The organism is Streptomyces sp. NPDC034670 (assembly GCF_055574875.1).
In genome coordinates this window covers 1-12,480 of record NZ_JBVITR010000009.1, presented here as the reverse complement: position 1 = coordinate 12,480, position 12,480 = coordinate 1, and the positions used below count along the sequence as shown (strand labels likewise).

Below are 12,480 nucleotides of genomic sequence, written 5' to 3'. Positions count from 1 at the left end.
CGCGCCCCGCGGCGTGTGTACCCTTCGCCCCGCGAGGTACCCCTCGTCCTGTCCGGGTCCCCTCGTCCCACCTGCGCCGATTGTGGGCTCCGGCCCCCCGATGCACACGATCGTGGGACCATGGGGCATGCTGGTCCGCACGACGGCGAGGCGAGGAGATAGATGAGCGCGGAGTTCGGCGGCCGTACCGGCCGGCAGGGCAAACTCTCCCGATGGCTGCGAAAACGCCGCCCGAAGCAGGCCGCCGACGAAGGCGGCCGCGAGGCCCTGCTGCTCGCCGTCGCCGACGCGGGACTGCCGCTGGCACCCGCCGCGCACCCGGCCGGATACCAGTGCTCCTGCGACCGGATCGGCTGTCCCACCCCCGCCCGGCACCCCGTGTCGTTCGCCTGGCAGACCCAGTCGACCACCGACCGCGCCCAGATCGAGCGCTGGGCCCGCCACCAGCCGCAGGCGAACTTCATCACCGCGACCGGCATGGTGCACGACGTCCTCGACGTCCCCCTGGAGGCCGGCCGCGAGGCGCTCGAGCGCCTGCTCGGGGCCGGGACCGAGGTCGGCCCCGTCGCCGAGAGCCACGACGGCCGGATGCTGTTCTTCACCCTCACCCGCGGCACCCCCGAGGACGAGGACGAGTGGTGGCCGTGCGAGCTGGACTGCCACCCGGAGACCATGGACGAGCACCCCGGCCTGCGCTGGCACTGCCGCGGCTCCTACGTCCTCGTGCCGCCGGCCCGGCTGCCCGGCGACGAGGGCCAGTCGGTGCACTGGGTCCGCGGCCCGGAGCACCCGCTGCCGGACCCGCTGAGCCTGCTGGAGGTCCTCACCGACTCCTGCGCCCGCCACGTCGGCGAGCAGTCCGACCCCGCGGGCACGGCCTGGCCGCTGCGCCGCTGACCCCACCGCGCCGCACGCCCGCCCCCCCGGGGCGCCGCCCCCGAGCCCGCCGTCCGGCCGCGCCCGCCGTCCGGCCGCATCCGCCGTGCGCCGCGCCCGCCGTCCGGTCGCGCCTACTCGCCCTTCGCGGACGTCAGCCCCTGGATGCGCCCCAGGATCTCCACCCCGCCCACGACCGGGTCCAGGGCGACCTCGTTGGAGACGAACTCCATCGTCAGGGACTGCCGGATCTCGCCGGTCGTCAGCGCCAGCACGTCCTTGTTCGGCGTCGGCACCGACGCCCCGGCCGCGGCGGTCTGCTTCTCGAAGTGGCGCGTGGCGAAGAAGACCAGCGCCCCGCCCTCCTCCGTGCGCAGCGCCAGCGGAGCGTGGTCGCCGTCGGTCACCGGCTCGTCGATGTACTGCGTGGCCAGACCCGGCCGCGTCGACTTCTTCTCGCGCAGCGCCCGCCACGCGCTGGTGTGCGGGCCCTCGGCGAACGCGTCCCCGCCGTCCTCCAGGTACGCCGCGTACCGCGCGCTCAGCTCGCCCGGCGGCACGACCAGGCCGCCGGCGTCGGCGGGAACGGCCTCGGCCCAGCCGTCCTCGTCCGTCCTGAACTCCGGTACGTCGTCCGGGGCGACCAGCGTCAGGTAGGCCGCCTCCCAGGTCTCGTCCGGGCCGCCGCGGGTGAACACCAGAAGCCAGCGCACGTCGCCGCCCTTGTTGCCGGCCGCGTCGGCGAGGAACCAGCGGGGCCAGCCGGCCTTCTTGGGGACGGTGAACTTCGCGTCCGTCAGCTTCAGCGGCACGTGCCCCGGGTTGCCCCCCGGGTTGTTGACCCGCCCGGCCCTCAGCCGCGCCGCGTCGATGGCGGCCAGCGCGCCGGTGGTGTGCCCGGCGTCCAGGGAACCGTCGTACGCCTTGTCGGCGGCGTTGTAGGCGGTCGTGAACTCCCGCAGCGCCTCGGCGGCTTCGGCGCGCGTGGCGGCCGGGAGCACCTCGCGTTCGCCGTGCACCACCACGCAGCCGCCCGCCGTCAACGACAAAGCGGTCGCACAGGCCGCCAGCAGGACGCCCCGGTCACGCCTGCGGAGCCTTCGAAGGCCGAGATCCCAGCTCATTCGGTTCCTTCACCTTCCCCTTCCCGGGGGCGAACCCTACCGGGGCGGGGAACGGCGCGAGCGCCGGGACCGGATACCGCGGCCGCACCGTGACGTGACACGGCGGCGCCCGGCCGTCCGCCGGCCGCTTCCCCCGCGGGCCCCGGCGCCCCCGCCGGCTACCGCGCGAAGGCGGGCAGGGCGAACCGCGCGACGAGCGGGAAGCCGTCCTCCCGGGCGCTCCTGGCGTTCACCGAGTACACGACCGTCCGGGACAGGTCCCGGGTCGCGGCCAGCACCGTGTGGCAACCGGGCCGGGACCCCGTCTTGCCCCAGATCTCCCTCCCGTCGTGGACGTGGCGCTCCCACGCCATGCCGTAGGTCGCGCCGTCGACGTCGGGGACGGTGAACATCTGGTCCAGGAGCGGCCGCGGCACCACCCGGCCCCCGAACAGGGCCACCAGGAAGCGCTCCAGGTCGGCGGTGGTGGAGATCATGTTCCCGGCCGCCCAGCGGTCGGACATGTTCCACTCCGTGACGTCGGTGGTCCGGCCGCCGATGTCCGCGTAGGCCCGGTGGTGCGGGCCGTGGACGCGCGGGTCCCCTCCGACGGGGAAGCCGGTGTGCCGCATGCCCAGCGGGCGGAAGATCCGTACCTCGGCCTGGTGCTCGTACCGGTCCCCGGTCACCTCCTCGATCAGCAGGCCGAGCACCGTGTAGTCGATGTTCTGGTAGACCTGCCGCTCCCCCGGGGAGAACGCCGGCCCCTTCGCGACGGCCGTGGCCACCACCCGTTCCGGCGTGAGGGTCCTGAACCGGTTGGCGTACATCTCCTCGGTGGTCGAGCCGAGGTTCGCGCCGGGCCGCAGGCCGCTGGTGTACGTGAGCAGGTGCCGCACGGCCGGCGGCTCGGTGAAGGAGGGCGGCAGCAGGCCGGGCAGGTAGCGGGTGACGGGCGCGTCCAGGTCGACGCGGCCCTCCGCGACGAGCTGGAGCACGATCGCCGCGGTGACCGTCTTGGTCGTCGACCCGGCCCGGAACCGCGCGTTCTCCAGGGCCGGGGCCCCCGTGCGCAGGTTCCGCACCCCGGCGGTCCCCGTCCAGCTCCCCCTGCCGCCGACCCGGACGAGAGCCGCCGAGACGTCCCCGTCGGGGAGTCCGGCGAGCGCCTTCTCCAGAGCGGCGGTGTCGGGACCGTCGGAGGCCGGGACGGACCCGGCCGACGCGGCTCCGGGAGCCGCCGCGGCGGGGCGGGCGGACGCCGCCCCGGCGAGGGGGCCGAGGGTCACGGAGGCCAGCAGCGCGGTGGCGACGGCGATGCGGACACGGGTACGGGTACGAGTACGGGCGTTCATGGGCCGGTGCTCCTGCTTCCCGGAGGGGGGTGCTTCGGACGGGCTCCATCCTGGTGATCACGCGCGGCGCCGGGATCCTGCGCGCAGAGGAGAACGCCCCCTCATGTCCGGGCCCCGCCCCTCGGGGTCACCCCTGGGTGATGACCCCGAGGGGCGGGGCCCGGCGCTCCCGCGGCCCGGGACGGTCCCGCCGCCCGGGCGGTGTTTGAATGCCCTCGTGACTGACTACGACGTGCTGCGCGTCTTCTGCGGCCCCCGCGGCGGGTACGGCAACGAACTCGGCGTCGTCCGCAACGGCTCCGTGATGCCCGAGCGGAGCGAGCGGCAGGAGTTCGCCGCGAAGCTCGGCTTCAGCGAGACCGTGTTCGTCGACGACCCCGAGCGCGGTGTGATCGACATCTACACCCCCACCCTGCGCCTGCCCTTCGCCGGTCACCCCTGCGTCGGCACGGCCTGGCTGCTCGACGTGCCCGAACTGGTCGTCCCCGCGGGAGCGGTGGGCGCCCGGCAGGACGGGGAGTTCTGCTGGATCGAGGCACGGGCGGAGTGGGTGCCGCCGCGCACCCTGCGCCAGTACGCCACCGCCGCCGAGGTGGACGACCTGCCCGTGCCCCCGAAGGGGGAGTGGATCTACGCCTGGGCCTGGCTGGACGAGTCGGCGGGCCGGATCCGCGCCCGCGCCTTCCCCGGCCGCGACGACGGCATCGAGGAGGACGAGGCGACGGGCGCCGCGGCCCTGCTGCTCACCGAACGCCTGGGCCGCGCCCTGAACATCACCCAGGGCACGGGCTCCCAGATCCTGACGGCCCCCCAGCCGCACGGGTGGACGGAGATCGGCGGACGGGTGTACCTGGAGCGCTGACCCCGCCCCGGGAGGACCCGGGAGGAGCGGCGGCCGGTTCCCGCCGGAGGTTTGAAGGGGCGGGTCCCGGCTACCCCTCGTTCGTCGTCGTGCTGCCGCGGCCGCGACCGGGCCCGGCGTTCCGGCACGGGACGGGAGGCGGACATGCAGGGGCGGCGGATCGGTACGGCTGTCGCCGCCGTGTCGGCGTTCGCCGCCGCGGCCCACGTCGCGCCGGCCGCGACCTGGCTCGCCGGCCCGCGGCGCGCCTGGCTGCCGGCCCTGGCCGGCGCGGGCAGCCCCGACCACGTGGCGCTCACGTTCGACGACGGCCCCGACCCCCGCTCCACGCCCGCCTTCCTGACCGCGCTTGACGAGCTGGGGGTCCGCGCCACCTTCTTCGTCCTGGGGGAGCAGGCGCTGCGCCACCGGCGGCTGAGCCGCGACATCGCCCGGCGCGGCCACGAACTGGCCGTCCACGGCTGGACGCACACCTTCCCCTGGCGGCCGGCGCCGGCCGGGGAGGCCCGGCGGCTGGCGCGGGCCGCGCACGCGGTGACGGAGGTGTCCGGCGCCGCCCCCCACTGGTACCGGCCCCCGTACGGCGTCCTGACCGGCGACCGGCTGCTGGCGGCACGCCGCACCGGGCTGCGCCCGGTCCTGTGGACGGCCTGGGGCCGCGACTGGACCGCGCGGGCCACCGCCGGGTCCGTGGCCGCCACCGTCCTGCCGGACCTGCGCGGGGGCGGCACGGTGGTGCTGCACGACACCGACCGCCACGCGGAGCCGGGCTGCTGGCGGGCCGCCCTGGCGGCGCTCCCTTCGCTGGTGGGTGCCTGCCGCGCGGCGGGCCTGGCGGTCGGGCCGCTGCGGGAGCACGGCGTCGCCGGCCCGGCGGCCGGTGGCGGCGGGGCGGCCGTCGCGGACCCGTGGCCGGGCGCCGGGGGCGCCGCCCGCTGAGCCGCGGCGGTCCGGGGCGCGGGCCCGGCCGGGCGGCCGCCGCGGGCACCGCCCGGGCGGCCGCCGCGGGCACCGCCCGGGGGCCTCAGCCCCGTCCGCGGGCGGCGAGCGCCTCCAGCGGGGTCACGGCGTCGCCCCGGAGGAGACGGCGCCCGGTCGCCGGTCCGGTGCCGGTCGCCGTCTCCTCCGGGGCGACGCGGTCCAGGAACCGCGTCAGCTGCGACGGGCCGGCCGCGTACGCGGTCAGGCCGAGCGCCGCCATCCGGCGCACGCCCTCCGCGCCGTGGCCGGGGATCGGGCGGTACCCGACGACCGGGACACCGACGGCGAGCGCTTCGAGCGCCGTCTGCCCCGCGGCGTTGTCGACCACCGCCGAGCAGGCCGCGAGCAGACCCGGCATGTCGTCCACCCACCCCAGGGCGAGCGTGCCCGGCACCCGCGACAGCAGCCGGCGCAACCGCTCGTTCCGCCCGCACGGGACGACCGGCAGGTGACCGGCGCCGGACAGCAGGCGGGCCGTCGCCCCAAGGCGGCTCCCGACCCCCCACGCGCCCGTGGACAGCAGCACGGGCCGGCCCTCGCCGCGGGCCGCGAGCCGCTGCCGCCAGTGCCGCTCGCCCGCCGGGTGCGGCCGGAAGCGGTCCGGCAGCAGCGGACCGCACGCGGTGGCCGGCCGGCCCAGGCGGTGCGCCACCTCCCGGGCGATCTCCGGGGTGAGGCACAGGTGGAGGTCGTTGCCCGGGTGCAGCCACTGCCGGTGCACGGCGAAGTCGGTGACGACCACCGCGCTGGGCACCGCCAGCCGCCCGCGGGCCCGCATCCGCCCGGTGAGCTGGGCGGCGAGGTGGAAGACGGCGACGACCGCGTCGGCGCGTTCCTCCGCCACCGCCGCGCGCAGCCGGCTCTCGGCGAGCACCGCGAGCGGCGCGCTGCCCGGCCGGCCGGTCCCCCCGGCGCGGAAGAAAGCGGCGTAGATGCCCGCGTACACCACGGGCGCGTGCCGGACCGCCGAACGGTAGAAGCCGCGCAGCCCGGCCCCGACACCGGGGGGCAGCAGCTCCAGCACGTCCCTGCGCGGCGCCTCGTGCCCGGCCGCGCGCAGCCGCCGGGCCAGCTCGCCGGCCGCCGCGTCATGGCCCGACCCCATGCTCGCGGAGACCACCAACAGGCGGCTCACGGCAGGCGCCGCGGCGCCGCGGCGGCCATACTCCACCCGGACACGGGAACGGGAGGCGAGAGGTGACAGCCCAGCAGGCCCAGCAGGCGGGGACACCGGCAGCGGCACGTGTGCGCCATGATCACCTCGTATCGAGCGGGGGGGAACGGGCACCCGCGGTCCCGGTCACCCACAGGCATCGGCCGGTCCTCCCCCTCCGCGCAGCCGCCAAGCGGATGTTTGTCCCAGGGCCCGGCGGACACGTCCGGGCGTACGGCGGACACGTCCGGGTGGGCCGCGCCGCCCTCCGTCCGGCCGCCGCGTCCGCGGGGGCGCCCGCCGGAACCCGTGGACGACGGGCGTCCGCGTGAACGCGCTCACCGTCGTGGCGGCCCTGCTGTCCGCGCTGTTCAACGCGGCGGCGTCGGTGCTGCAGCGCCGCGCCGCCGTCGAACCGGCCGGCGTTCCCGGCCGCGGGGCCCGGGGGGCGGCCGTCCTCCTCGGGCGGCTCATGAGCCGCCCGTACTGGTGGGGCGGGGCGGCGGCCATGCTGCTGTCCGCGGTCTTCCAGGTCGTCGCCCTGGACTCCGGGCAGCTGGCGGTGGTGCAGCCCCTGCTGGCGAGCGAACTGCTGTTCACCCTGCTCATCGGCGCGGCGGTGTTCCGCCGCCGGCCCGGCGCCGGGATGTGGGTGTCCTTCGCGATGCTCGCCGGCGGCCTGGCGCTCTTCCTGCTCAGCGCGTCCCCGTCGCAGGGCGGTGACCGGAGCGCCGACTGGCGCTGGCTCGCCGTCGGCGGCGGGCTGATGTGCGGCGTGGCCGCCCTGCTGGCGGTCGCCCCGCGGCTGCGCGGTCCCCTGCAGGCCGCCACGCTGGGCACGGCGACCGCCGCCTGCTTCGCCCTCACCGCCGCGCTCATCAAGGAGGTGACCGGACGCTTCCCGGGAGGGGTCCCCGCGGTCCTCACCACCTGGCACACCTACGCGGCCGCCGCCGTCGGCCTGCTGGCCGTACTGCTCCTGCAGTGGACGCTGCGGGCCGGCACCCTGTCCGCCTCCCAGCCGGCCATGACGCTGGGCGACGCCCTGATCAGCGTGGCGCTCGGCGGCCTGCTCTTCGGGGAGAGCATCGCGCTGGGCTGGCGCCTGCTGCCCGAGGCCGCGGGCGTCGTCCTCATGGCCGCGGGCATCGTGGGCCTGACCCGGTCGCCCGCCGTGACCGGCGGGGAGGGCTGGGACGAGACGGGAGCGGGGGCGCCGGGAGTCCCGCCCCCCGCGTGACGCGCCGGGCGGGGCCCCGCGCACCGGCCCCGGACCGCCGGGCCGCGCGGGGGAGCCGCCCGTGTCACCCGTGGCCGCGCGGAGCCACACGGAATTACGCCGACAGGGGGAACTCCTCGCCCAGTGCCCGGAAGACGCTCGTGTTCAGGGCGAACGCCCGCCTGCACTCGGCCACGACCCGCTGCTTCTCCAGGTCGTCCACCGGGATCGCGTCCAGCAGCTCCCGGTAGCCGCGCTTGAAGGCGGCCGGGTTGGGGATCTCCTCGAAGACGTAGAAGCGGACCCCGTCGCCCTTCCTGGTGAAGCCCCAGGTCCTCTCCGCCTGGTCGCGGATGACCTGCCCGCCGGACAGGTCGCCCAGGTAGCGGGTGTAGTGGTGGGCCGTGTAACCGGCCGGCCAGTGCCGCGCGCACTCGGCGATCCGCTCGGCGTAGGCCCGGGTGGCGGGCAGCGCGGTGAGGGTCGAGCGCCAGCCGGGGCCGCGCAGGTGCGCCAGGTCCCGCTCCAGCGCGGCCAGCCGGAACAGCTCCGGCCGGACGAACGGCCCGGCCACGGGGTCCGACACCAGCCGCCGGGTGTCGGACTCCAGTGCCTCGTAGACGAACCACAGCTGCTCGGTGTAGCGCGCGTAGGCGTCCACGCCCAGCCGGCCACCCAGCAGGTCGCTCATGAAGGTCGAGGTCTCCGCCTCCACGTGCTGCTCGTGCGAGGCGGTGCGGATGAGGGCCGAGAAGGAGTCCATGGACCCGGATCCTTCATGGTTAGGTTTACCTAAGTCAACACCTTGCCGACAGGTTGTCGGAAAAACCGGGGGCCGCCCGCCCCTCCCGGGACACGGGAAGGCCCGCCCCCCGGAGGAGATCCGGGAGGGCGGGCCGAGGGAGCGGGGGAGCGGGGCGCTACGGCAGGGTGAGGATGTCCGCGCCCGTGTCCGTCACCACCAGCGTGTGCTCGAACTGGGCGGTGCGCCTGCGGTCCCGGGTCACGACCGTCCACCCGTCGTCCCACATGTCGTACTCGTGGGTGCCGAGCGTCAGCATCGGCTCGATGGTGAACGTCATCCCCGGCTGCATGACCGTCGTCGCGTGCGGGCTGTCGTAGTGCGGGACGATCAGGCCCGAGTGGAACGCGCTGTTGATGCCGTGGCCGGTGAAGTCCCGCACCACCCCGTAGCCGAAGCGCTTCGCGTACGACTCGATGACCCGGCCGATGACGTTGATCTGCCGGCCCGGCCTGACCGCCTTGATCGCCCGGTTCAGCGCCTCGCGGGTGCGCTCCACCAGCAGCCGGCTCTCCTCGTCCACGTCGCCCACCAGGTACGTGGCGTTGTTGTCGCCGTGCACCCCGCCGATGTACGCCGTCACGTCCAGGTTGACGATGTCGCCGTCGCGCAGCACCGTCGAGTCCGGGATGCCGTGGCAGATCACCTCGTTGATCGAGGTGCACAGCGACTTGGGGAAACCGCGGTAGCCGAGCGTCGAGGGGTAGGCGCCGTGGTCGCACATGAACTCGTGCGCCACCCGGTCCAGCTCGTCGGTGGTCACCCCGGGGGCGATCAGCTTCGCGGCCTCCGCCATCGCCTGCGCCGCGATCCGGCCGGCGATCCGCATCGCCTCGACCGTCTCGGGCGTCTGCACCTCCGGCCCGGTGTACGGGGTCGGGGCGGGCTTGCCGACGTACTCGGGGCGGCGGATGTTTCCGGGCACGGGACGGGTGGGGGACAGTTCCCCGGGGACGAGCAGCGACTGGCCAGACATGCCGGCGAGTCTAATTCAGTGCCGACGGGGGACCATCTTCCGTGGTGAGAGGAGCCGGACATGCCCCTGTTCAAGAAGCGGACGGTCGGAAAGCCGGGCGAGTGGTACCACTGCCTGGAGCACGGGAAGGTCGAGGAGGGCCCGGACTGCCCCAACAAGGACCGCTTCGGCCCGTACGCGAGCCGCGCCGAGGCCGAACGCGCCATGGAGACGGCCCGCGAGCGCAACCTCCAGTGGGAGAACGACCCCCGGTGGCACGACGCCCCCGCGGACGAACGGGACGGCGGCTGAGCACCCGCGCGTCCCGGCGGTGACGGCGGCGCGGGCGCCGGACCGCACGCCGCCGTCGCCGCACCGCCGCCGGGGCCGGCCCGGGCCGGTCTACCAGCGCGTCGGCGGGGGCGCCGTCAACAGGTCGGCCAGCCTCGACAGGCGGTCCCGGAAGCGGCGGGGTCCCCTGGGAGCGGGCAGGGCGTTCTCGCCGACCGCCGCGCTCACCAGGTGCTGCACGGTGTCCAGGTCCAGCTCGCAGCCGTCGGGGACGGGCAGCGTCTCGTGGGCCATCGCCGGGAGCTCGCCGTCGCCGGGGCCGAGGGACAGCAGCGTCGCCCCGGCCCGGCGGGCGTCGAGGACCCGCTCCAGCAGCGGGGCGGCCGGCTCGCCGGGCGCCACCACCAGCAGGGTCTCGCCCCGCCGCACCGCCTCCAGCCGCCCCAGGCCCACCGCCAGGTGGGCCGGGTCCGAGGGACGCGCGTCGTGCCGCACCAGCGTCGGGGCCAGCTCCGGCGTGCCCGACCAGGCGGCCTCGTCCACCAGGTGTGCCGCCAGGTGCCACGGCTCGTACTCCCGGGTGCCCACCAGCAGCAGCCCGCCGCCGTGCGACACCACCGACCCGCGCAGCGCCCCCGCGAAGTGCCGGGTGGCGCCCAGCCACTCCGTCCCGGCGAGCACTTCCCGCAGCAGTGCGACCCGTACCGCGTCCATGGGGCCGCATCCTGCCCCAACCGCACGCCCGGGGAACGGCGTTCGCCCCGGATTCGCCCGACCCGGGGACACGGCGGGCGCCCCCGTGACGGGGCTCACGCGGACCGGAAACGCGGTGGCGGCGGACGTAGAGTCGGGCCATGACCTCTACCGACAGCGCACAGCAGCCCGCCGCGACCCCCGCGAAGGCCCCCGCCAAGGACCCCTGGGACCTGCCCGACGTCTCCGGTCTCGTCGTCGGCGTGCTCGGCGGCACCGGACCGCAGGGCAAGGGCCTGGCCCTCCGCTTCGCCCGGGCCGGCCAGAAGGTGATCATCGGCTCCCGCGCGGCCGAGCGCGCCCGGGCCGCCGCCGAGGAGATCGGGCACGGCGTCGAGGGCGCCGACAACGCCGAGACCGCCCGCCGCAGCGACGTCGTGATCGTCGCCGTGCCCTGGGACGGCCACGCCGAGACGCTGAGGTCCCTGCGCGGGGAGCTGGCCGGCAAGCTCGTCGTCGACTGCGTCAACCCGCTCGGCTTCGACCAGCAGGGCGCCTACGCGATCAGGCCCGAGGAGGGCAGCGCCGCCCAGCAGGCCGCGGCGCTGCTGCCGGACTCCCGGGTCACCGCCGCCTTCCACCACCTGTCGGCCGTGCTGCTCCAAGACCCGGAGACCGACGAGATCGACACCGACGTGATGGTGCTCGGCGAGGCCCGCGCCGACGTGGAGACCGTCCAGGCGCTGGCCGGCCGCATCCCCGGCATGCGCGGCGTCTTCGCCGGGCGGCTGCGGGGCGCCCACCAGGTGGAGGCGCTGGTCGCCAACCTGATCTCGGTCAACCGCCGCTACAAGGCCCACGCCGGGCTCCGGGTCACGGACGTGTGAGGCGATGGGGGACACTGGACGGCACAGCAGTGTCCCCCGACAGGAGCCAGCAGCCATGCCCCCCACGCCCCCGCCCGCCCAGGCCCGGCGGCTCGCCCGCTACGCCCTCGTCGTCTGCCTCCTCGCCGTCGTCGCGGCGGTCGTCTCCTTCGTGGAGGGCAGCTGGCTGGGCGTCGTCTGGGTGCTCCTGGCGGGCCTGTCGTCCAACATGACCTGGTACTACCTCAGGCGCGGCCGGGCGGAGCGGGACGGTCCGGTCACCGGCTAGACCGCGCAGACCCCGTTCGGCTCCCGCCAGAAGCGGAACAGGTCGTAGCCGCAGTACGTGTCGAGCTCGTGGACGCCCAGGGCGCCCAGCAGCGAGTCGACCACCCCGAAGAACGCGCCGTTCACCGCCGGCAGCCACAGCAGCGCGAACACGAACAGCAGCCCGAACGGCGCGAACGGCTCCACCTGCCGCCGGACGCCGTGCGACAGCCAGGGTTCGAGCACGCCGTAGCCGTCCAGGCCCGGCACCGGCAGGAAGTTCAGGATCGCCGCCGTCACCTGCAGCAGCGCCAGGAAGGCCAGCGCGAACCGGAAGCCGGCCGGTACGCCGTCCAGCGCGTCCAGCCAGAACGGCGCCGTGCACACGACGGCGAACAGGACGTTCGTCAGCGGCCCGGCCGCCGAGACCAGGCTGTGCCGCCACCGCCCCCGGATCCGGCCGCGCTCGATGAAGACGGCCCCGCCGGGCAGGCCGATCCCGCCCATGATCACGAACAGCACGGGGAGCACGACGCTCAGCAGGGCGTGCGTGTACTTCACCGGGTTCAGCGTGAGGTAGCCCTTCGCGCCGACCGAGGTGTCGCCGCCGTGCAGCGCGGTGCGCGCGTGCGCGTACTCGTGCAGGCACAGGGAGACGACCCAGGCGGCCGTCACGAACAGGAACACGGCCACGCCGGGCCGCGCCGCGAACCCGGTCCAGGTCGCCCATCCGGCGACCGCGGTCACGGCCAGGATCCCCAGGAAGACCGGGCTGACCCTCCGGTCGCCGCGATGGACGGTGGCGGTGGTCATGGGACTCCCTCGGCTGCCGGGCACGCGGGGACGCGCGCGGGTGTGCCCGACCGTACCGGGCGCACCGGGAGAACGTCCCGTGGACGCGGCCGGTTCCGGGCGGGGGGGGGGGGGGCCCCCCCCCCCCCCCCCCCCCCCCCCCCCCCCCCCCGCCCCGCATCCGCACGCGGCGGCCGGCCGGGAGGGAGGGTTCCGTGGCCGCGCACCCTCGGCGGCCGCCCGGGAGCCACCGCGAAATGTGACT

The 12,480-nt window shown here is 76.1% G+C and carries 14 protein-coding genes and 1 pseudogene; 7 read left to right on the top strand and 8 right to left on the bottom strand.

Annotated elements, in window-relative coordinates; all coding sequences use genetic code 11:
* The first annotated feature begins 162 nt into the window (after positions 1-162).
* Positions 163-897, top strand: a complete 735-nt coding sequence (locus ACZ56B_RS09075; RefSeq protein WP_468787863.1) for a bifunctional DNA primase/polymerase — start codon at positions 163-165, stop codon at positions 895-897.
* A gap of 113 nt (positions 898-1,010) precedes the next feature.
* On the opposite strand, the gene ACZ56B_RS09070 is transcribed toward ACZ56B_RS09075, so the two are convergent.
* The 3 genes and pseudogenes from ACZ56B_RS09070 to ACZ56B_RS09060 form a co-directional block, all read right to left on the bottom strand.
* The gene (locus tag ACZ56B_RS09070; RefSeq protein WP_468787861.1) at positions 1,011-2,000 is read right to left on the bottom strand and encodes an SCO2278 family lipoprotein; all 990 of its coding nucleotides are present in this window, start codon (positions 1,998-2,000) and stop codon (positions 1,011-1,013) included.
* Positions 1,960-2,094: pseudogene (locus ACZ56B_RS09065) on the bottom strand (iron transporter); the annotation flags it as partial. The pseudogene ACZ56B_RS09065 and the gene ACZ56B_RS09070, both read right to left, overlap by 41 nt.
* Before the next feature lie 64 nt (positions 2,095-2,158).
* Positions 2,159-3,334, bottom strand: a complete 1,176-nt coding sequence (locus ACZ56B_RS09060) for a serine hydrolase domain-containing protein (protein WP_468787859.1) — start codon at positions 3,332-3,334, stop codon at positions 2,159-2,161.
* Positions 3,335-3,551: 217 nt separating this feature from the next.
* Here ACZ56B_RS09060 and ACZ56B_RS09055 point away from each other — a divergent pair, with 217 nt between their 5' ends.
* On the top strand, positions 3,552-4,196 hold the full coding sequence (locus ACZ56B_RS09055; RefSeq protein ID WP_468787857.1) for a PhzF family phenazine biosynthesis protein: 645 nt from the start codon (positions 3,552-3,554) through the stop codon (positions 4,194-4,196).
* A 144-nt stretch (positions 4,197-4,340) separates the two neighbouring features.
* The gene (locus ACZ56B_RS09050) at positions 4,341-5,135 is read left to right on the top strand and encodes a polysaccharide deacetylase family protein (protein ID WP_468787855.1); all 795 of its coding nucleotides are present in this window, start codon (positions 4,341-4,343) and stop codon (positions 5,133-5,135) included.
* Between the two features lie 85 nt (positions 5,136-5,220).
* Here ACZ56B_RS09050 and ACZ56B_RS09045 read toward each other — a convergent pair whose 3' ends face one another.
* Positions 5,221-6,282 carry an MGDG synthase family glycosyltransferase gene (locus ACZ56B_RS09045; RefSeq protein WP_468788107.1) on the bottom strand — a complete coding sequence of 354 codons (1,062 nt, stop codon included), beginning with the start codon at positions 6,280-6,282 and terminating at the stop codon, positions 5,221-5,223.
* A 376-nt stretch (positions 6,283-6,658) separates the two neighbouring features.
* Between ACZ56B_RS09045 and ACZ56B_RS09040 the strand changes: the two genes are divergently transcribed.
* Positions 6,659-7,570, top strand: a complete 912-nt coding sequence (locus ACZ56B_RS09040; protein WP_468787853.1) for a DMT family transporter — start codon at positions 6,659-6,661, stop codon at positions 7,568-7,570.
* A 94-nt stretch (positions 7,571-7,664) separates the two neighbouring features.
* On the opposite strand, the gene ACZ56B_RS09035 is transcribed toward ACZ56B_RS09040, so the two are convergent.
* A complete protein-coding gene (locus tag ACZ56B_RS09035) occupies positions 7,665-8,312 on the bottom strand; it encodes a biliverdin-producing heme oxygenase (protein ID WP_468787851.1) in 648 nt (215 codons plus the stop codon).
* 157 nt (positions 8,313-8,469) lie between these two features.
* Positions 8,470-9,327 carry a type I methionyl aminopeptidase gene (map, locus tag ACZ56B_RS09030; protein WP_468787849.1) on the bottom strand — a complete coding sequence of 286 codons (858 nt, stop codon included), beginning with the start codon at positions 9,325-9,327 and terminating at the stop codon, positions 8,470-8,472.
* 60 nt (positions 9,328-9,387) lie between these two features.
* Between map and ACZ56B_RS09025 the strand changes: the two genes are divergently transcribed.
* On the top strand, positions 9,388-9,618 hold the full coding sequence (locus ACZ56B_RS09025) for a hypothetical protein (protein WP_468787847.1): 231 nt from the start codon (positions 9,388-9,390) through the stop codon (positions 9,616-9,618).
* A 90-nt stretch (positions 9,619-9,708) separates the two neighbouring features.
* Here ACZ56B_RS09025 and ACZ56B_RS09020 read toward each other — a convergent pair whose 3' ends face one another.
* On the bottom strand, positions 9,709-10,311 hold the full coding sequence (locus ACZ56B_RS09020) for a hypothetical protein (RefSeq protein ID WP_468787845.1): 603 nt from the start codon (positions 10,309-10,311) through the stop codon (positions 9,709-9,711).
* 140 nt (positions 10,312-10,451) lie between these two features.
* On the opposite strand from ACZ56B_RS09020, the gene npdG reads away from it, so the two are divergent.
* The gene (gene npdG / locus ACZ56B_RS09015) at positions 10,452-11,177 is read left to right on the top strand and encodes an NADPH-dependent F420 reductase (protein WP_468787843.1); all 726 of its coding nucleotides are present in this window, start codon (positions 10,452-10,454) and stop codon (positions 11,175-11,177) included.
* Between the two features lie 4 nt (positions 11,178-11,181).
* Entirely contained in the window at positions 11,182-11,445 is a 264-nt protein-coding gene (locus tag ACZ56B_RS09010) for a hypothetical protein (protein WP_468787841.1), read from the top strand.
* On the opposite strand, the gene ACZ56B_RS09005 is transcribed toward ACZ56B_RS09010, so the two are convergent.
* On the bottom strand, positions 11,442-12,236 hold the full coding sequence (locus ACZ56B_RS09005) for a site-2 protease family protein (RefSeq protein ID WP_468787840.1): 795 nt from the start codon (positions 12,234-12,236) through the stop codon (positions 11,442-11,444). The two genes, ACZ56B_RS09010 and ACZ56B_RS09005, sit on opposite strands and share 4 nt — an antisense overlap.
* Between the last annotated feature and the right edge of the window lie 244 nt (positions 12,237-12,480).